The sequence below is a fragment of the Bacillus mojavensis genome (assembly GCF_012648005.1).
GTDB classification, from domain to species: Bacteria; Bacillota; Bacilli; order Bacillales; family Bacillaceae; genus Bacillus; species Bacillus mojavensis.
Genome location: NZ_CP051464.1, coordinates 2,689,083 through 2,708,222 on the forward strand (window position 1 = coordinate 2,689,083; position 19,140 = coordinate 2,708,222).

General features: G+C 46.7%; 28 protein-coding genes and 1 tRNA gene. 2 read left to right on the forward strand and 27 right to left on the reverse strand.

The genetic code is table 11. The features are described from left to right. Positions 1-109: 109 nt before the first annotated feature. From HC660_RS14120 to HC660_RS14150, 7 genes are all read right to left on the reverse strand, one after another. Positions 110-1,162, reverse strand: a complete 1,053-nt coding sequence (locus tag HC660_RS14120) for a hypothetical protein (RefSeq protein ID WP_168748442.1) — start codon at positions 1,160-1,162, stop codon at positions 110-112. Beyond that, positions 1,162-1,599, reverse strand: coding sequence for a hypothetical protein (locus HC660_RS14125; protein WP_168748443.1), 438 nt, complete (start codon positions 1,597-1,599; stop codon positions 1,162-1,164). Before HC660_RS14125 ends, HC660_RS14120 begins: the two co-directional genes overlap by 1 nt. A gap of 39 nt (positions 1,600-1,638) precedes the next feature. Next, the gene (locus tag HC660_RS14130) at positions 1,639-2,421 is read right to left on the reverse strand and encodes a hypothetical protein (RefSeq protein WP_168748444.1); all 783 of its coding nucleotides are present in this window, start codon (positions 2,419-2,421) and stop codon (positions 1,639-1,641) included. 244 nt (positions 2,422-2,665) lie between these two features. Further along, positions 2,666-3,172 (reverse strand): hypothetical protein, encoded by a 507-nt coding sequence (locus HC660_RS14135; RefSeq protein ID WP_168748445.1) that lies wholly within the window; start codon positions 3,170-3,172, stop codon positions 2,666-2,668. Continuing rightward, complete coding sequence (locus tag HC660_RS14140; protein WP_168748446.1) at positions 3,169-3,324, reverse strand: hypothetical protein; 156 nt, start codon at positions 3,322-3,324, stop codon at positions 3,169-3,171. Before HC660_RS14140 ends, HC660_RS14135 begins: the two co-directional genes overlap by 4 nt. A 143-nt stretch (positions 3,325-3,467) precedes the next feature. Continuing rightward, the gene (locus tag HC660_RS14145) at positions 3,468-4,100 is read right to left on the reverse strand and encodes a sigma factor (RefSeq protein WP_244956506.1); all 633 of its coding nucleotides are present in this window, start codon (positions 4,098-4,100) and stop codon (positions 3,468-3,470) included. A gap of 279 nt (positions 4,101-4,379) precedes the next feature. Continuing rightward, positions 4,380-5,609, reverse strand: coding sequence for an AimR family lysis-lysogeny pheromone receptor (locus HC660_RS14150; RefSeq protein ID WP_168748448.1), 1,230 nt, complete (start codon positions 5,607-5,609; stop codon positions 4,380-4,382). A 113-nt stretch (positions 5,610-5,722) separates the two neighbouring features. Here HC660_RS14150 and HC660_RS14155 point away from each other — a divergent pair, with 113 nt between their 5' ends. Further along, positions 5,723-5,932, forward strand: a complete 210-nt coding sequence (locus HC660_RS14155) for a helix-turn-helix domain-containing protein (RefSeq protein WP_168748449.1) — start codon at positions 5,723-5,725, stop codon at positions 5,930-5,932. Between the two features lie 52 nt (positions 5,933-5,984). After that, the gene (locus tag HC660_RS21380) at positions 5,985-6,230 is read left to right on the forward strand and encodes a helix-turn-helix transcriptional regulator (protein WP_168748450.1); all 246 of its coding nucleotides are present in this window, start codon (positions 5,985-5,987) and stop codon (positions 6,228-6,230) included. 13 nt (positions 6,231-6,243) lie between these two features. Here the strand turns inward: HC660_RS21380 and HC660_RS14165 are convergent, their stop codons facing one another. From HC660_RS14165 to HC660_RS14260, 20 genes are all read right to left on the reverse strand, one after another. Continuing rightward, positions 6,244-7,239: a toprim domain-containing protein gene (locus HC660_RS14165; RefSeq protein ID WP_168748451.1), complete on the reverse strand. Its 996-nt coding sequence runs from the start codon at positions 7,237-7,239 to the stop codon at positions 6,244-6,246. Positions 7,240-7,349: 110 nt separating this feature from the next. Further along, complete coding sequence (locus HC660_RS14170; RefSeq protein ID WP_168748452.1) at positions 7,350-8,744, reverse strand: DnaB-like helicase C-terminal domain-containing protein; 1,395 nt, start codon at positions 8,742-8,744, stop codon at positions 7,350-7,352. 268 nt (positions 8,745-9,012) lie between these two features. Next, positions 9,013-9,522 carry a YodN-related protein gene (locus HC660_RS14175; protein WP_168748453.1) on the reverse strand — a complete coding sequence of 170 codons (510 nt, stop codon included), beginning with the start codon at positions 9,520-9,522 and terminating at the stop codon, positions 9,013-9,015. After that, a complete protein-coding gene (locus HC660_RS14180; RefSeq protein ID WP_168748454.1) occupies positions 9,519-10,319 on the reverse strand; it encodes an ATP-binding protein in 801 nt (266 codons plus the stop codon). Before HC660_RS14180 ends, HC660_RS14175 begins: the two co-directional genes overlap by 4 nt. A 19-nt stretch (positions 10,320-10,338) precedes the next feature. Then, a complete protein-coding gene (locus tag HC660_RS14185) occupies positions 10,339-10,485 on the reverse strand; it encodes a hypothetical protein (protein ID WP_168748455.1) in 147 nt (48 codons plus the stop codon). Then, positions 10,482-10,991, reverse strand: a complete 510-nt coding sequence (locus HC660_RS14190; protein ID WP_168748456.1) for a hypothetical protein — start codon at positions 10,989-10,991, stop codon at positions 10,482-10,484. Before HC660_RS14190 ends, HC660_RS14185 begins: the two co-directional genes overlap by 4 nt. A 146-nt stretch (positions 10,992-11,137) precedes the next feature. Next, entirely contained in the window at positions 11,138-11,308 is a 171-nt protein-coding gene (locus tag HC660_RS14195) for a hypothetical protein (protein WP_168748457.1), read from the reverse strand. A 25-nt stretch (positions 11,309-11,333) separates the two neighbouring features. Then, the gene (locus tag HC660_RS14200; protein ID WP_244956467.1) at positions 11,334-11,684 is read right to left on the reverse strand and encodes a hypothetical protein; all 351 of its coding nucleotides are present in this window, start codon (positions 11,682-11,684) and stop codon (positions 11,334-11,336) included. Then, entirely contained in the window at positions 11,671-12,045 is a 375-nt protein-coding gene (locus HC660_RS20935; RefSeq protein ID WP_211090765.1) for a hypothetical protein, read from the reverse strand. Before HC660_RS20935 ends, HC660_RS14200 begins: the two co-directional genes overlap by 14 nt. Further along, on the reverse strand, positions 12,029-12,274 hold the full coding sequence (locus tag HC660_RS14210; RefSeq protein WP_168748459.1) for a hypothetical protein: 246 nt from the start codon (positions 12,272-12,274) through the stop codon (positions 12,029-12,031). The genes HC660_RS20935 and HC660_RS14210 overlap by 17 nt, the downstream gene beginning before the upstream one ends. Further along, a complete protein-coding gene (locus tag HC660_RS14215; protein WP_168748460.1) occupies positions 12,274-12,615 on the reverse strand; it encodes a hypothetical protein in 342 nt (113 codons plus the stop codon). Before HC660_RS14215 ends, HC660_RS14210 begins: the two co-directional genes overlap by 1 nt. Before the next feature lie 191 nt (positions 12,616-12,806). Beyond that, a complete protein-coding gene (locus HC660_RS14220) occupies positions 12,807-13,307 on the reverse strand; it encodes a hypothetical protein (protein WP_168748461.1) in 501 nt (166 codons plus the stop codon). A 35-nt stretch (positions 13,308-13,342) separates the two neighbouring features. Beyond that, complete coding sequence (locus HC660_RS14225; protein ID WP_168748462.1) at positions 13,343-13,666, reverse strand: hypothetical protein; 324 nt, start codon at positions 13,664-13,666, stop codon at positions 13,343-13,345. A 351-nt stretch (positions 13,667-14,017) separates the two neighbouring features. Then, complete coding sequence (locus HC660_RS14230) at positions 14,018-14,395, reverse strand: helix-turn-helix domain-containing protein (protein ID WP_168748463.1); 378 nt, start codon at positions 14,393-14,395, stop codon at positions 14,018-14,020. Between the two features lie 132 nt (positions 14,396-14,527). Then, entirely contained in the window at positions 14,528-15,472 is a 945-nt protein-coding gene (locus HC660_RS14235) for a tyrosine-type recombinase/integrase (RefSeq protein ID WP_168748464.1), read from the reverse strand. Positions 15,473-15,743: 271 nt separating this feature from the next. After that, positions 15,744-15,817 (reverse strand) — tRNA-Arg (locus HC660_RS14240). Positions 15,818-15,947: 130 nt separating this feature from the next. Beyond that, a complete protein-coding gene (locus HC660_RS14245; protein ID WP_168748465.1) occupies positions 15,948-16,457 on the reverse strand; it encodes a YfcE family phosphodiesterase in 510 nt (169 codons plus the stop codon). A 14-nt stretch (positions 16,458-16,471) separates the two neighbouring features. After that, positions 16,472-17,068 (reverse strand): XTP/dITP diphosphatase, encoded by a 597-nt coding sequence (locus HC660_RS14250; protein ID WP_168748466.1) that lies wholly within the window; start codon positions 17,066-17,068, stop codon positions 16,472-16,474. A gap of 12 nt (positions 17,069-17,080) precedes the next feature. After that, positions 17,081-17,818 (reverse strand): ribonuclease PH, encoded by a 738-nt coding sequence (rph, locus tag HC660_RS14255; protein WP_010335199.1) that lies wholly within the window; start codon positions 17,816-17,818, stop codon positions 17,081-17,083. Positions 17,819-17,928: 110 nt separating this feature from the next. Then, on the reverse strand, positions 17,929-19,029 hold the full coding sequence (locus HC660_RS14260; protein WP_168748467.1) for a GerMN domain-containing protein: 1,101 nt from the start codon (positions 19,027-19,029) through the stop codon (positions 17,929-17,931). Between the last annotated feature and the right edge of the window lie 111 nt (positions 19,030-19,140).

Genomic DNA, 19,140 nt, shown 5'->3' on the forward strand with positions numbered 1-19,140 from the left:
CTCCGACCAACACGCCGGACCGCACGCATAGACCTCGAAGAGCGAATCGTAAGTGGCGGATCGCCCTTCGTAGAGGTTAGCGTTGCAATTGGCGCAGACGGCGGCGGCTTTAGCGGTCAAAGCGCGCCTCAACTGGCGTAACTAGCTCTACCTGCTCGGTACTAACATAAATCGGAACTTTACTTCCTCGGCTATCTGTCGCTAAAACACAAGGAGTTCCGTCCATAAGTTCTATAACCTCTCCAATTCCGCTGTTCTGAAACCACTCCGGATCATCGTACGCAACTACATCACCGACCTTATACTCGCCAACCCCGCGTCCAATTTCCGCCCATTTCTTGCGCTCGGCGGTTGCGCGTTTAGCTTCGGCAACTTCTTCGTCAGTGGCGCGTACCAGATGCCTATGTCCGAAGATATCACCTGTTGTTCCGTCAAGCCTTTCGGATTGGAAAGGAAATGTATCCGACCGCTCTGATCCTCTATCGCGAAGGATTATGATTTCACCGTTTTGATGGTGATATTCCTGTACCACCTTCGCATAATCACCGACCTTCAGGCGCTCAGGCTTCGGTTCGGCCTCTACGCTTGCGGCGCCGGCTTTGCGGTAGACTTCGAAATCAAATCCGTAAGTATCAAATTCGTCTTCTTCATCGTCAATAATCTGAGGATCACCGTAAAGGTCTAAGCGAATAATTTCGTAATATTCCTTATCGGTTAGATAGCTCGGAGGGTCATCGAACTTTACGTAATCGCCCGCCTGCGCTTCGCTTTTGCCGATCCGCTTATATTCCGCCTCACCCTTCAACGCAGCCACATCGGATTTTAACAATTCGATTTCGCCTTCCGCCTTTGTTACGCGTTCTTCTACGGACGGATTGGTTGCGGCGGCGATTTTACGGAAGATTTTCAGCCGACACTTATATGACGAGGCTTCGCAAGTGTTTCCGTTCATACCGACAATCTGATCACTAATGCCAGATTTCGTGTAAGTCACAACGAAAAACTCACCGACATTCTGGTCGCCCCACGCTTCCTTAACGAGTACAATGTCACCGATCTGCGCCTCGCCTTCCACGCGCTCGTAAGCCGCACCGTCATACGCAACCTTCGTAATTTCACCGTTCACCATATCGAGTGTCTTAACGCTTACTAAATTCGCCATCATACCGCCTCCGCTTCGTTAACTTTCGCAAATTCTATATCTTCGCGACTAAACGCCAAGTCCATCCGTACCCATCGCTTGCCTTCCTTCGACTGCGGCCCCCAATACTCGGTCAGCTCGCGATTCTCGAACATCCAAACGGCAGGCGCCGGACCCGTGCCGATTTCAACGCCGATAAAGTAATCGACTTCATTCAGCGTATAAGGCGTGCCGTCGTTCTTCCGCGCCTGGACGATCCGCTTGCCGCCGCGCTTTTCCCGTACGATAATCGTCTTCACCTGGAACGTTTTCCACTCCTTGCTATACGGACACTTTGCGCTAATATCGAACGCTTCTTCCGTTTCGGACGTACTGACCGCCTGCCAACCGCTAGCCAGCAGCGCAGCACGAGCGATCAGTTCCGAATACTTGCCGGTATCTTCTGTTTTATGCGCCATATGAGCGCCTCCTTTTCGTTTGGTTAGGTTTGATCGCGATTAAAAGTCGAATGAATCTTCGGCAGGCGCTTCGTTAGATTCCGATCCAGCACCGAGTGACAAACCGATCAAGCTGATATCGAAGCCAGCCGCGACTAGGTTTTCGATCTGCGTTTTTTCGTCCGCTTCGAAAAGCAAGCCGTCGAATAGCGCCGCGTTAAATTCTTTGCCGTCAAATTTGGCGAAGTTCTCGCGTTCCTTTTCGTTAAGATCTTCGTCAAAGTCGATTAGAGGCGTCAGCGCGACCTTAGTATCTTTCGCCTGTCCTGTCGCGTTCGTTTTCGTTAATTCAAACGCAAGCTTGCCGAGTTTCTTTTCATACTTCGTAATTGTTGCGTATACATCCAGCGCTTGGTTGCGCGTTAAATCTACAACGATTTCTTTTCCGGCCGCCAAGTCAACGAATCCCATAGCGAAACGTTCTTTGCCGCGATATTTGCCGGCCTCCTGGCTTTGCGCTTTCTCTTCTTTTTCGTTGCCTGCGTCTTTGGCTGCGAATTGAAGATCGCGGTGATACTTTTCGGCTAAATCCCACGGTGTGTGATCGCTAACTACGAAACCCTTTTCGTTACGCGTAGAAGGATTCTTCGCAACAAACGTATTTACTTTCTTATATACGCCGTAACCAAAATACTGCATGAGATCTTCCGTACCGAGCACGCGCACCTTATAAGAAGAACCTACGCTAAACTTTGCGAAGTCGATCGTATTTAAGTTACCGCCTTCGCTTCCGCCTGCCTGTAATGCTCCTAGTGCCGCTGCGCCTTTTTGAAATTGTGTCATTCGTTTTCCCCCTACGATTTAATATTGAGCGTTAAGCCCTCGCAAAATGCCGGTATCTGCGCCCGAAACGCCGCCAGCGCTTGGCAGTAGCGACGCGACCCGAATTACCTAACGGCCGCCCCGACATTCTCCGAGGGCCTGGCGCCCTTACTGCGGTTTCTTTTCGTCTTCGTCTATTTGCGTCCACATACCGCCGATAATGACCGCGCTGATAATTACGACAATAGGAACGATCCATACTGCGTCAGACATAAGCCGCCACTCCTTCCGCAGCTTTGTATAGGTCGCGCTTGAGATCGAGTGATTCCGTCGGCAGTTCATCCAGGCGCATCTGTAGCGCATTGATTCGCGCTTGGTAAGCCATGCGTTTAGCAACCGATCGGGTCCGTTTATATTCGGCGCGAAAGTAATCAATTTCTTCGTTTAATTCTTCGCGAAGATTTTCGTTAGACTTGAGCGCAGCCTGCACGTTTTCTTTCAAAGTAGCGAACGCCTCCTTAATAAGGTTAGCGCCGAGGTGCTTACGCGCTTTATATACCGTTATTACGTTACTGTCGTTAACTCCGATATGGATAACGATGCCTTTGCCGCCATACATGCGAGCCTCGCGTCCGTTTTCATCGACGTGAATTCCGAGGTACTCGGCGTCTTTCAGATGCTCCGCAACCCATACGTAGGCTGCTCGATGGTTTTTAATCCCAAAGCGCGACTGCAACCGTTTGTGTGCGTGTGCGGTAATGCGGAAGTTCATCCGACGCGCACCGCCTTAATGGCCGGATAGTAATCGGCCGGATCTTCGTCGTGCGGCCAGCCGCCCTGATAAATAATTTCGGTGAGTTTGCGCTCGTCTAGCGCGATTAACGTTTGAATTTCGTTAGAATTGGGTAAATTTGAAGTAGTCATAGTACGTTAGCCTCCGTTTAATTAAGGATAATAGTACTAGGTCGAGGGTTGTGTTCGCATACCGTTCGCTTGATTTCGTTGACAATATGCAATACAATGAGGGCGTAGCGAACGTCCCTCGGACCTAGTTACGTATAGCGTTTTTATACAGCTAGAAAAGCGTTAAGTTCGCCGTGCAAAGAAACGTTGTAGTTTTTCGATAACTTACGAATTTCTCTTGTTACGGTGTAGTGGTGAACACCTAGCTTACGTCCAATTTGCCGGGCGCTAGGTTGTTCTGATGAAAGATGCTCTTTAACGATTGCCGTCGTTAAGGCATCCGAATTCTTTGTCAGGGCCTCGATAAGTTGCCGCTTATCTTGGTCCGTTTTTATTTCCCCATCGATTCGGGAAATCACGTACTCCTCAATACGGATAGCCTCGCCAGATTCGAATGTTGCCGCATTCTCTTCCGCTGTGGTATCGAGTGGAATACGTTTCTTCACGTACGTTCCGTTCCTCTTACGTGTTACATCGATTGCTGCTCGTGTTAAATGGATCTTGAAATGAGCAACTACATCCTGCGTTTTACTTTTATCGAAGGTTTCGGCGGTTCGCCAGATCCTTTCGTTTAACTCGCTGGTAATTTCATCGAAAAGTATCGGACAGCCTCTTCCATATTTCTTTGCGAGGTTTCTTACCAACGACTGAAAACTTTCGAAAACCTTGTTAAAGGCTTTTGAATCCTCGTTAGTTTGAAATTGATCGATTAACACTATTAAGTTTTCGTTATTCACCAATGTTCATTTCCCCTTTCAATATTAACTGCGTATCTACATAGATGATTGGCACAGTTTTTTTATTTTTTTCATAAGTTTTTCTTCTATGTCCATATATTAGCATGATTAGTCTTTGAATTTTCTGAAAGTGAACAAGGTTCGGATTCTCTATAATTGTTCATACGTATATACATTTGTATATGAAAAAAGCCGCCGAATGGCGACTCTTAAGATTAACCTCCTATAATGTTAATTGCTAATTCCTCTGTCTTATTATCTGTTGCGCTATCTAAATACTTAAGCGCTGACCCTCCTGCCAGAATTACTCCTAATACTGAAACAACTAATAAAATTTTCTTCAAATAAAACCTCTCCTTTTGAACTGTTTTTTCGCAGATTCGCAAGAGATTTAATGAAATCCGAATTCTCTCCAGCCTCCATCAAATCCCTTACAACTATAACTGCGAAGTAAAGGTTTGAATTGGCAACGAAATCGTGAAATTTTTTGTACAAATTCTCAACTTTTTTTTCTTTCATACTGCTTAAGTAATCAAGAAGGTCTAAATCACCGATCTTTTTTGCTTTTTCTTCAGCTTCACTGTATGAAATAGTACCTTCCCTATAATCATTGACGGCCTTAATTGACTCATGGGCGTCTTCACCCAGTTTTTCAGATAACAATAACTTTCCCATGTTCAGGTTGTATCTAGCTACAGTTATTATTAAGTCCGATTTCGTTTCTAACGCTTTTTCGCAACTCTTCTCAAGGTAAGTAATACATTTATGCGGGCTATCCATCAGGTAAGACATTCCTAAAACGTAGTAAGCGTCAGACTCAGCTCTTTTATTTATTTGGGCCTCAATTATGATATTAGCATACCGCCGCGATTCTTCCAAATTGTTCAAAAACAAGTTCGTTACCGAGAGCACTTCAGACAAACGAAATAAATAACACTCCTTTAAGAACAACCTTGTTTTGCTGCTTAAGTTTTTGATTTCTACTTCAATCTCAGATGCTTTATCAATAAGATATGAAAATTGACGTTTATGCAGTAATGCTATGCATTTATAAATACCAATAAGGATTTTTAGGGAAGAATCACTAATGGTTTTTAAATCTAAGAGAGCTTGTTCCATCATATTGAATTTTGTTTGACCTGTCATGTACTTATAGATAAACGAATATACTTTTACGTATTGTCCTATTACACCTTTTTCTGATTTATGCTCGTCCAATAAACTCTTTAATAACTCTACATCTCGAGTAACAGCAGCGTATTCGAAAGCGTTTTTTATACAATCATCAGTCTGCAGCTTAAGACTCCAGATTCTCATTCTATTCCTGTAGTTTTCAGGATCAACAAGAAGCGCCAATCTTAGCACATTTCTGAAAGTAAGAAATCTTTGTCCGCTTTTCAAGTAATACAACTGTCTGGTTGATACATTCAAAAAATCAGCAACGTTTTTGTCATCCAAGTCATCTCTGTCCTCAATCTTATTGAACAAGAACTCTCTTACATCTTCCATGTAATTCACCCCGAATTTAATTAATGAATGACTTTTATTCCCCGATTAAGTATAATTGAAGTATAATAAAAATGTTCAGACGTGTAAACATTTTTCTGGGAGGATTTTTAAAAATGGTTGATTTTTCACCTTTATTCAAGACTTTAGAAGAGAAAGAAATGAAATTAAGTGAATTGAGGAAAGTCATTAGTCCTGCGACGCAGGCTAGTATAAAAGAAAACCACAGACAATCTAACCTTAAGATGTATGTAGGTACAATTGAGAAAATATGCCTATTCTTAGAAGTACCTGTTGAAAAAGTCATTAAGATTGTCAAGGAATAAATATTGGTAATTGCTTTGTCTATAAGTTAAAATGTTACGGACACCTTTACGAATGGAGGTGTTTATTACGTTTAAGGTCGGCAAAAGCCGGATACCCGAACTGTGCGAAAATCTCGGATTAGAACACGCTCAACTCGCAGCAAAGGTCGGACTCACCAAGTCGCACATTTCCGATTACATAAGTCTTCGCAATATACCGAGCATCGAGCGCGCCTATAATATTGCTCGTATACTCGGCTGTAGTCCCGAAGATCTGTACGAATGGATCGAGGTATCCGGTAACGAAACGGAGGGTTAAACCTCCGGCCGACCTAAAGTACGGGAATACCCGAACCTAAACGTAATACTGTACGTACACCCTCCGCACGATCATAAACGTTTCTCAACGCCTCTGCACCGCGCGCCACTAGAAGCTCATTAGCGTCTTTCACCTCCGTTATATAACCGTGCGCAAGCCGCACCTTTCCGTTTAAATAACGCTCAATCGCCGCACGTAATTTATCGCCAGCTTTGTCGTTATCTGTAACTACCGTTAAATATTCGATGGGTGACTGCGTAATTATGTCCGCCTTTTTCAAATTAAATGCGCTGCCCCCGGTTCCAATCGCCGGCACCCCTACCGAACGCCACGCCATAGCATCGATTTCCGCCTCGCAGATCACCGCATGCCTTAGCCGCTTGGCATAAACGAGGTCCATTCCGTAAACTAAATCGCGGATAGGCCAGCCGCCTTTTACGTACCAAAAAGCCTTGCCGCGCGTTGACCTATACTTAACGTTAGCAAGCCGCCCGTTCGGTAACCGCCACGGAATCGCTACCGCATTGTCTACGAGCCCTACGCTGGCTTCTCGTTGTACTTCATCCGCTATGCCGCGCCCGGTTAGATAAGCGTTAGGTCCGGCCTGAACGTCCGCCAAAGTAGATTCCGGCAAAGGTTCCGGTTTGGTTGCGGCCTTAAGTTTCGGAAGGCGCAGCGTTAAGCGACCGTTTTCAGACGCAGGCGCATACGAATCCAATAAGTAATCGACGGTTTCGGCTTCGGTTTCAGCGCGTAGGAAAGCGAGTAACTTAACGAACCCACCTCGCGCAAACTCGGCGTCATACGCGCCTGAGTCGCCCCAATAGCCGGCTTTTGCTGACGCTGTGTCTTCGAGATATACGTAAAAGCTCGGCATTCGATCGTAACGGAACGGACTAGCTGCGAGCAACCGATCTTCCGTCCAGGTAGGCCGCGTCCATTCGAATTGCTCGAGCTCGTAACGGATATCCACGTCGACGTGGCGGCCGTTTAGTAATAAAGTCGGCATATAAACGCCTCCTAAAGATGTATTTATGAAACATATTACACGAATGTAACATTATATACAGTCGTAATTTGTCGAAACTATTCAGAATTTTATATGAAATTCTTTCCAATTTAGAATTCGAACTGTGCTGCCGCTGCTTCTCCGGCTTCCGGCTGCTTCACGACGCCAATTTGCGGTAGGTAGATAATCTCCGCAGACTCTCCTTCGCCGCCATCACGCCCTTTATTTAGGCCGATCATGCCGCGCCCTTCCTTTGCGTTCGTATCAACCGCGATCAATAACGCAGCATCTTCGAGCAAGGCTTTCGTTTTCTTGACGCCTTTACGTTGCGGCAATTTAAGTTCGCGCGGACCATCTTCGGAGTCCTTTTCGTCTTCTTCATCCGCCTGGGTAAGCGCAAAGATCGTCGCCTTTGTATGGCCCGCTAAACGGCGTAGCTTTTGCGATGTATTAGCCGCATCTCCGCCCGCCGTCTTAGACGTATTGGCTTCGTAGTCTAAATAATAAAAGGGATCTACGAGCACCACGTCGGCTTTCGTTTCGATGATGTCCGACTTCAGATCACGCAATGTACGTGAGCCAAAGTCTTCGTCATCTACGCCGCGTACCGTTATGTTGCCCGGCAGTATATCGTTAAGCTGCCCGAGGAATTCCATAAAGCCCGCTTCGAACTCTTCATTTAGGTTTCCCTGGCGGACGTCGCGCGAATTAAAGCCGGCTTCCATATTGACGCCATTAAGAGTCGCGGTCGTAACGCCTAGGCTTCCGGAAATTGAAACGTATAGCCGCACTAACACTTCGTACCATCCCATTTCCATCGACCAAATAAGAACGTTCGCGCCCTGCATCGCACAGTTAACGACTTCCTCTAACGCGATGGCCGATTTACCGCGCCCCGACTTTCCGTAAATGACGTAGACGTTGGACGAAACGTAGCCGCCCATAGCCCGATTAATAAAGTCGAACTTGCTGCGCCATATCCGGAAAGACTCTCCAGCCTTGCGGTTTTCGTATTCGGCTTTGAATTTATCGATGTCACGCTTGATGTCCGTCCCAACCGAATTTCGAACGTTTGTTCTCATTTTAAGACTTTCGGCCTGCTTCGTCAACCACTCGAAGAAACTTCCCATATCGCCGCTTTTTTGCGCTGCTTCGAATTTTTCCGCAAGCTGCGGCGCCTTGACTTGCCGGTTAGTTTCCGGATCGATTCGTCCGTTAACAAGCTCGATAAATTCGCGTTCTGCTGCCTGTTCCTTAAGGTTTTTCGCTAAATAGTCGTAGCTGGCCTCGATATTAAAGTCCGGCTGGAAGTCCGGCACTTCATTCGTAACCATTTCGGCAGTCGGCGCCTGACCTCGGTGCTGCTCGGCGTATTGCATGACGTACCGGAAGGCTTTGCGTTCGCCTTGCGTTGGTAGATCGGCCTCGGCGATATTAAAGCGCAATAGAGCGTTCGGATCGTTCGCTTCGATGGCTTTCGATATTAGTAAAGTTCCGTAGTTCATGGGCGGTCCTTCCTTCCCCATCGTATAGTTATTTGTTTAGGTCTCGCGATAAACCAAAAACCATCATGGCTTACGTGATATCCTCGTTCTCGCAATTCTTTTATTAATGATGCCACTTCTTCTCGATATAGGTGTGATACGAAATAGTAACATATCTCGTGCCCACTGTTAGATACGCGATCGATTCTTTTATAAACAGTCTTTAGCGCTTCATCGATAATCCCTTCCCGTGCTTGCTTTGATTGATTTAGGGCTTCCTTCGCGTTCATTAGCCCGCCTCCCGTCTCAATTTCGTCATCACACCGTCAGCCTTCGTTTTATATTCCGCATCCCCAAACGCCTCGAACAGACGCATGTAATCGTTATATTCGTCCAGCAGTCCGTCGATTTGTTTCGCCTCTTCCTTCGCTTTCTTTTTCGCCATATCACTCGCCACCTTTTCGAGTCCTTTTCCTAACTCCGCGACACTTTCTACGCTTGGCAATTTCGGAAAATAGTCCGCAATATTAATCTCAGTGCTCGTCGGTTCCGGATAGTTCGTCATGTCATACGTCATCAAGAAATCTTCCGACGCTGATTTACGGCAGACCGAACGCAGATCGTCGCTATCGGCTTCCAGCCATTCGCCGTTAATCGCGTCGGTCAGGTCATACTCGACGTAATCAAAGGCGCCGTATTCTTCGTGCTGCGTTACTTCGCGCCAGCAATCAACGTAGAAAATCCGATCTTTGTATCCGTCTACTGCGACAATATCTCCGATAGCGAATTTCGGCTTCATCTACGCATCCCCCTTTTCGATTCACCTACGAATTCAATCTCGCGGCACAGGTCGCCAATACGGTCGGCCAGCCGCTTCTCTCCGAACACGGTCGCCAGCGATCCAAGCGCAACGTTACTCGTAAAGATTGTCGGTAGTTGATTTGTTACCCTTGCGTTTATTACGGCGTGTAGATAGCCACGAAATGCAGGCGTGCAGTCTCGTACCCCTATATCGTCTAGGACCGCAAATGGGGTCGTCATTGCTAGCTTCATCTTACGTTGAAATTCCGTCATGCCTTCGTCGTCATTCGCCATCGTCGCCAAGTTAAACTCCGTCTGCCATTCGTTCATATCGAGGAAATACGCCGGACGCTGCAACGGCTCTAAACCCCGTCGCAAGGAACCGCTATAATGAACGCGCAGCCATTCGTTAAGGAGCGCCGCGGCTGTCGTTGTTTTACCGGTGCCTGGCGATTCACTTACGAGGTAAAGCGACTTGATGCGGTCGGCCGGCGCTACTGAACCGGCTTGCTGATCGAATTGGCGTTCGAAGGACTTAACGTAAGCTTCCGCCATAGTCGTTACGCTTTCTTTTATAACGGACGGCTTCCGCTTCTTTATATAAATGGCATCGCGAGCCGGCGAATTCTGAAGCGTCACGAGACGGTACTCACGCGGAAGTCCTGCCGCCGCCAAACGTCCGCCGTTGCCACTGACGCCGTGCATTGCGATAAAATACGGACAGTGTTGTGTACAAGCACCCGAGCCCGCCGCTTTGCATCCGTTAGCAAGTACGCAATTATTTTCGTTAGTCATATTCGCGGACCTCCTTTCGTTAGTTCTCAATAACGTTTATTACGTGAATCTTTTCGTTACGGTCATCTACGAGAAGGTATACGGTATAGCCCGAATCTTTTACGACACGTAGCGTTCCTTCTTCGAAATCAAGGTCGGTAGTTACCTTCGCTGGATCGTAAATCATTCGCCCACCTCTTCGCGTGAGTCGTCGATGATTCTATTCGGATACGCTTCTGCGGTAGTTAGATACGTCTCAGTCGGAATATTTGCGTCTGATTCCATTGATACAACCGTCGCAACTCCTCCGCTCTCTTCGTACTTAATTACGTCCCCCACACGAACCTCAGTCGGCTGTGGCGCGTTCAAGTATTCGTCCGGCACCGCCAAGCCTAGCGCACGTCTTAGCGCGATTGCTGTACCGATATGAACGTTGAAGCAGTCGTCAGGTGCGGCTTTTGCGATTCCTCTAGCGTAGACGTTCCCGGTGCGGACGCCTTTTAATAGCGCAACAACTGTCCGTTTATCGCGATTTGCTACGAATTCCACGTTACAGGTAGCTTTGGTAAATACATCCGTTTCACATCGCACGCCATCACCGTAATTAGACAGCTTCTCAACGTCCGCCTTCGCCTGCTCAACGATTTCATCACGACGGGCTTGGGCGCTTTTCTCCGCGTTCATTTTCGCCAACTTTCGCTGTTGTTGTTTAGCCGATCGAAATCCTTCTTGGAACATGCGCTTTTTAATCGCCTCCATTACCGCCTCACCATGCGCCATTAACTCGTCGTATCCCATTGCGTTCAAATCGATTTTCATATCGTCAGCCTCCTCGTAATTTAATCGCATAAAATAGCCGCTACTTTTGCGAAGTCCTCTTTCCGCACAGAAACTTGATCGTAGCCTTCGCCAATTCGGATCACATCGTCTTCAATTTCGAACGCTATCGTTTTCTGATCCTCGTCATAATACGAATCGTTTATCGTGTTAATTACGACTCTCATATCCACTGCAATCCCTCCTCGTTATTTTCCGTCAAAACCACGTATTATCTACGCCTTCATTTCGCTCGGCTCTTTGCTGTTCGGCTTGGATTTCCGTAAGCACACGCGACAATACACTTTCGCGCATATACGAGAACATGAACGCAAAGTTACAGCCCGGATACTTCAGCGTCGGCTTTTTCTCCGCGAAACATTTATCGATGAACCTTCGTGTAACCTCGGCGCCGTGCTCGTCGATCATCAGCTTTAAGTTCTTCGCCTCCATGCCGCGATTGTTCGTTACGTATGGAATTCCGTAAGTTTCTTTGTGCTTGGCGTTTAGGTAGCCGATAAAATCGCGCGTGTTCCACTTGGCGGCCGGCTTTGATTCATACGTTGTCATTTTCGTCACCCTTTCCGTAAAGGAATCGATAAACTTCATCGTACACTTCGTATTCAGTTCCGTAACGCATCTTGCTAAGTAAATTCTCGACCCGATCGATAATTAACGTTGCCTCTCGTAGTTCTTGTTCAACCTCCGCAATGTGTTCGAGAAGCGCCGGAATGTCTTGGCGAGCGTTTGCGATGAATTCGGCGTCAGCATCTCCTTTTATGTCCGCAATAACTGTGACACCCCCGTTAAAAGCACCTAATACGTAAGTACGATCGTAAGGGTCATCGAGAGTTGCACGCCAGTGGCCTACTGTAGCCTTATCCGAACGCTTTCGGATTTCTTCGAGTTGTTTCTTATTCAACCGATACATACTTACCGCCAACCTTTCGCTTTATTTTCGTAAGCTTACCGCTCTTTACCGCAAATTTATATCGTCCGTGTCCGTGAACCTTAACGAAGTAGTATCCGCTGTTTAAGAAACGCCACGGCCTCGAATCTACACGTCCGTTTATTCTTACGCCGCCCTTTGCGATTAGCTCGGACGCTTCTTTATATGACGTTCCGATCAGCCGGACAACGGCGCGATCCAACCGGAGCATTAAACGTTCACTCCTTCGATTTTGATTCCGAGAAGGTTCAACGTCTCCTCCACCGACTGCCATCCTTGACGAAACTGTGATCCGGATTCCCCTCGTTCTTCGAGACGATCTTCAGCCCGCCGCAAATCGTAGTAATACTCCCGCACCCTTTCCTCCGGTGTCGCTTCGACTTCGTATCCGTTGACCAATGCGGCTGCTAGCGTTAGAAGGTCGAGTTTCGCAAGCTTACCGCCTAAAACGTCATCACAAGCCGCCATAAGAATATAGTTATCGCCTCCTGGAAACGAAGTTCTCATCGCTTCTAATTCCGCCGCCTGTTCCTTCGTGATTGTCGGCTTCATCATTCGTCACCACCTGCGCAATAATTACAAAACGCTACTCCGTTATAATCCGACCAGTCTCTTCCTAATTCGTCGCCACACTCAGCGCATCTGCAGCTCGATATTATTTCCCTCAACCGCTCATTCTCGCCAATCAAATCCGCCACAGCACACCGCAATCGTTTAACTTCTTCGGTCATATTTTCGCCTCCCTAATAGTAAAATCCGCCAGATTGACAGCCACAAACCTCGAAGTTCTCATCTACGATCAATTCAGTTCCTAAGAGTGGATGACCGAATGGGTTATAAACCGCGACAAGAAGATCGCTTCCGTCCTTTAATCGGATGGTATATTCGCGAGTATTCGGGTTTTTCCAGATTGCGAATTCTTCTCCTTTGCGCAACCATACGACCTGCTCCCCGTTTTCAACTCCGTAGTAATCATTCATCGCTTTTACCCAAATCCGGTCAGGACCGCCCGTTCTCTCCGTAATGACTGCGTCTGATTTAGCGCATTCAGTTACGAACTCCTTAACGTTTGCGTGCGCTCTATCCCGTTTGTCTAAGCTTAGGTATTCGATAATAAATCGATGGGATATCGCTGACATCCGCTTAATAAATTCCTCCGCGTCCTTTAAACGCTCATTCTCGCGTTTTAGTGTACGTAATTCACCCGCGATGTCTTCCGCCATTCGTACGTAATCATCAGCCATGTTTTCGCCGCCTCTCCGCCGTTTTATCGTCTACCCTACCGATTGCCCTCGACCGTCAGTAACGCCGCTAATTCGCCGCGAAATTCCCGTATTAATCGTGCTAATTCCGCCAGCGATTGCGCATCCGAAGCCCGCAGCCTCCGGTTCATTACGTCCATTAGCGCACGTTCGACCGTAGAGTGAAACGCTACCTCCCGCCACTTTTCCTGCGGCGTTGGGTCGGCGTCCGGGTTCTCGGCTAGCCGCTTCGCCCAGTTCGGCGCTTTCGTCGGGTCGCTGAAGTAGCGCTCCTTTACGATGATATTGCGTTCGTCTGACGTAATTTTGTAGTCGGGTGATACCGGAATGTTAATCGTCATGGTTATCGTTACTCCTTTCGTTAATTAGTCGCAATACCTTGGCGCGCAAATCGGATGGAGTGCCGGTATATTCCTCGTCGTGATAGTATTGCGTTTCCGGATCTAGCTTTTTTAATCCGTCAAGAATAACGAAGAGTTCATTTTCGCTAAACATATCGCACATCCTTTCGTTTATTATTAAGACCTAGCAATCGTTCGCTTTCGCTCCCTCTTGCAGATATTCTTTATCGCGATAAGATTCTATTAATTAATAAGTATCTGCGCGAAAGGTTTTTAATTGAGCGCTATTATTAGTTTAGTTAAATAAGTCTAGTTAAATGAGTTTAGTTCGTCTTCAAAATGTGAAGTACCTTACTTCAAATCTTGCAGGGGGCTATTATCGTTTTTTGAAGTGCCGCCCGCCACGAACCAATCCGGAGGCTCCCATAGCGTGTATTCATTCGAAGTTTGCCCGTTACCATTTTTGCGTTCTTTGACGTCAATAAGTTCGAGTTCCTTCAGCCTGCGCAATGCTGACCGCACCGTATTCGTTGAGCATCGGCATTTATCCGCGATAGTCTGAACGCTGGGATGCGACTTCTTACTCGTATTGTCTGCGTGGAAACAAAGTACGGCATATACGAGTTTCTGTACCGGCTTATCTAAATACGTTTCGTCTGCGATAACCGACTTCGTAACACGTACGAATCTGTGATCGTGGAAGTCGATCGGACGCTTTACGTTTGTCATGCGTTATCACCTCTCATTTATAACTGCGTATACACTTCCGGAATGGCACATCTTTTTACCGAAATTTCTTCCGTCACTATAAGTTGCGTATACACTTCGGAAAATGACCAAAAAAATAGCCGCTGAACTTAATCAGCGACGTAAAAATTTCCGTATTGGTGAGTATTTATTATGCTGCGCCTTCACGTCAGCGTTACTCATCTGAACGTATTTGCGCGTTGTTTTAATGTCGGCGTGGTCGAGGATTTTCTGTAGCGTAAATATATCGCCGCCATTTAAAAGATAGTTTCTTGCGAAGGTATGCCGGAACATGTGCGGATGCAACTCGTCTAATTTAAGGCGGACTTTCATACGATTCAACCGTTTCCTAAACGCATCCGCAGTGAACGGATCTCCATACGCATTCATAAATACTTGATCGGGCTCGCCGAAGTATTGGCGTACCTCTTCGTACAGCTCTCGGACCATTCTTCCGACTTCTCGCGAAATAGGAATCTCGCGTTCTTTTCGATTCTTTGCGATCTGTGACGGAACCAATACGGACATACTGCGGAAATCAAATTGCGATATGTGTACCGAAACGGCTTCCTCCGGTCTGAGCCCCGTATCTAACATTAAGTACATTAAAACCTTGTCGCGCCATTCCGCAAATTGCCGGTCATCTAACGCATTAAAAATCTTACCGATCTCTTCGTCCGTCAGGCCGCGAACTTCTTTTTGCTGATCATCGCGAACAGGCTTAACGGATTCCATCGCGTTTTTTCCGGTAATACCTTCCGCATACCAAAAACGGCACATCGTCTTTAGCGTTCGCAATCGCATATTAATCGTATTGACGGACAATCCTTCGCGCTCTACTACTTTTCGGTGTTCTGCGCCTTCATACGGACGCCTGTCTTTCCGCAGGTAGTTAATATATGCGCGAATAATTTGCGCTGTTAAAGCGTTAATGTCCTCGATAACTTCCGGGCATTCCTCCGATAAAAATTCGCGCAAATACGAAATGTGCTGCCGGTAATCTTTAATCGTTCGAGGCCGGAGTCCTTCCGCTTCTTTTGCTTGTACGAATATTTCCAACGCCTCTTCTAGCGAATATTTAACATCAATGGGCGTACGTCGGTCTTCCAGAGACCGTTGGACTCCTCGACTAGCCGTCGGACGTCTTTCCGTAATAAATTTTCGTGCCACGTCTATTGCGCCTCCTTAATCGTTCGGTCGGGCGCCATTTGATCCTACGTACATGACAGCGTAAGTCCTACGTACAACGAAAAAACCCGCTATGTCAGCGGATATGTCATCGTTGATTCAACGTAGACAATCCGCAATTCATAACGGGTCATGATGGGTACGTCCCAGGAGAGATTCGAACTCCCGACCGACGGCTTAGAAGGCCGTTGCTCTATCCAGCTGAGCTACTGGGACACGTTTTGTTTTTTTGTTTTCGCTTTAACTATCAGCGACAAGATTTATTATATATGGGTTGCAATGATAAGTCAACGGTTTTTTAGAATTTTTTTCATGAGGAAGAAAATTTTCTTCCTCATGTGATATTTCATAGGGTTACACGGTGTTGCAAATCAATGATTTCATCGCCTGCTTGGTTATAAAAACGCACTGTTGCTGTATCATTTTCTAAAGACAGTATAGCATAGCTTTCTGTGCTGCGCACCCTTGGAAGGCGGATGCTGCCTGGGTTAATCATCAGTTTTCCGCGCAGCATTTCGCTTCCTGCGATGTGTGAATGCCCGAAGCAAATGATTTCCGCTCCAAGCTCCTCTGCACGATAGTATACGTTTAGCAAGGTCTGTTTAATACCATGAAGGTGTCCATGCGTAACCAATATTTTTTTGGAACCGGCCGTCAGCAGGAGCTCGTCCTTAAAATCGCCGATAAAATCACAATTGCCTTTTACAACGGAATAAGGCCCTAACGCCGGATGGCCGGTTTCAAGCTCAGAGTCTCCGCAATGAATCATGAGATCAACATCCGCTTCATGACGTTTCGCGATGGTTTGGAGTTCTTCTTCAAGTCCATGGCTGTCACTGATAATCAGCACGTTCATATATACGCTCCCCCTCATGCCTCCAACAGCTTCGACAGCTTTTTAAGTGCGTCAGCCCTGTGGCTGATTTTATTTTTTTCATCACTTGTCAGCTCTGCCATTGTCTTATCTTTATCTTTGACGATAAAGATCGGGTCATAGCCAAAGCCGTATTCTCCTTTCGGCTCCTCGGCAATATACCCTTCAACATGCCCCTCAACAGTTTTTGTTTCCTCTCCCGGAATACTCACGGCAAGCGCGCAGCGAAAACGGGCCGTACGCTGCTCTTTTTCGATGCCTTTCAGCTCACTCAGCACTTTATCGATATTCGCCTGGTCATCTTTCTGTTCCCCTGCATAGCGTGCTGAATAGACGCCGGGGCGGCCTCCTAAATTATCAACGGACAAACCCGAGTCGTCTGCAATGACCATTTTGTTCACTGCTTTTGCCACCGCTTCCGCTTTTAGAATCGCATTTTCTTCAAACGTATGGCCTGTTTCTTCTATCTCTTCTGTAAATCCGATTTCAGCTAATGATTTTACCTCGTACCCTCTCGGCTCAAGGATTTCTTTAAACTCCTTCACTTTTCCCGGATTGTGAGTCGCAATAATTGCTTCTTTCATGATGATCAAGCCTTTCTGTCATTATTTCAGTTCTGGAAGAGAATCGCCCAGTACTTCTTTTTGCTTGTCAATCAGTTCCTGAATGCCTTTTTCTGCAAGACTGAGAAGGCCATTCAGATCCTCACGTGAAAAGGTTGCCTCTTCCCCTGTTCCCTGAAGCTCCACAAAGCGGCCGCTGCCTGTCATGATGACATTCATATCAACTTCAGCAGCAGAATCTTCTTCATAATTTAAATCTAACAAAATTCCCTGCTCCTTATCAATTCCGACAGAAATCGCTGCCAGGAAATCAGTGAGCGGGTTTGTTTTAATCGTTCCCGCTTTGAGCAGCTTGCCAATTGCGATCGCCATGGCAAGATATGCTCCGGTAATGGAAGCCGTTCTTGTTCCTCCGTCCGCCTGAATGACGTCACAATCAATCCAAATCGTACGTTCACCCAGTTTCTCTAAATCAACGACTGCCCGAAGCGCACGGCCGATCAAACGCTGAATTTCCATCGTTCTGCCGGAAATTTTCCCTTTGGAAGATTCTCTGATCGTTCTTTGATTTGTAGCCCGCGGCAGCATGCTGTACTCAGCTGTAATCCACCCTTTGCCTCCGCCCCGCAAAAACGGTGGTACGCGGTCCTCTACAGATGCGTTGCAGATTACTTTTGTATTTCCCGCTGTTATTAGAACAGACCCTTCCGGATGGCTGATAAAGTCCAAATCAAATGTAATTGGACGCAGCTCATCATGTTGTCTTCCGTCATGTCTCATGTTTTACCTCCGATTGTATGTACATAAACCATTTTTGTCCCGGAATTGAATAAAGAAAGAGGCAGCCGGAACGCTAACCTCTTTCTTTCTAGTATATCAAAAATCCCAATTTAAAAACTACCCGTATTCACTTGAGACGGTCTGGATACCGCTTCTGAAAGTTTTTCGCCTTTTTCGTTCACGAGTTCGGCTTTCCCGTTCACTTTAACGGATACGCTTTTTACATCCGGCTGCTCTGTTAAAGTCAGCACAATGCTGTTAAGCACTTCTGAAGAAATCATTTTCGTCTTTTCATCGGCGCTTCCAAAAATGGATTGATTAAAATCTAGCGTTACACGTCCATCTTTGATTTTCGGCTTACTGACCAGCTTCACATCTTCGCTGAAATCCGTCAACAGGCCGCTCGCCTTGCTCGGGCCCTCAGCCAGTTCATTAATAGCCGCTGTAATGTCGTCTGTTTTGGAATTGTCAATTCGTTTTGTTACCGGCACGTAATATTCACTGTCATCGTTTTCCGCTAAATAATAGACTGTCAGCGGATGTGTAGCTGTGAGATCATTGACGCCGGCAGTTTCCAAATTAATCCCGTCCTTACGGCTTAAATCGTCTGAGATCGGCGTGCCGCCTACAGGCATCTCCTTCAGTTCATGGCCGTTGATTCTCAGCTTCACTTTATCAATTGAACTGAATTGAGTCAGCGTCCACGTCACCGATTGGACGATTTTCTGTTCATCTTCCTTCTTATAGTTTTTAAATTCTTTCGAGAAGTCCGCTATAGCAGTGCCATCTTTTTTGATGTCTACGTTAACAGTTGTGTCAGCCGGCAAAACGGCTCTGAAGCCATTCGGCAGAATCTCTGACACAGGCCCGCCCTGCACAAGGTATTCAAGCGCCTGCTTAGCCGTTCCTTCACTTTTCGGAAGAGGCATCGTTTGCGCAACGACATAACCGTTTTTATCAATGAGATAAAGCTCCCTCATCACTGTAGAAGAGTCCTGATTCGCTTTTTCGGTATCACTTTTTTCATTTTTTGTTTTTTCGGCTGCTGTTGTATTTGAATCGGTCCCCGTTTCATCATTTACGTATGTAACGTCTTGAGGCGGATCGATTTCCTCGGCTGTCTTATCGGATTGAAATAAACCGCACCCGGATAAAAGCAAGGCAGAGGTGAGACAAGTGGCACCAATGACTGCAGGTCCTTTTTTCAGCATACTTTTCCCTCCTAAGGCTGTTTGTACTACTATGTATACGAGCCTCAGCGGGAAATAGACCGATGAATTCCATTAAAAACACAAAAAACCCGCAACACGCCGTTGCGGGGC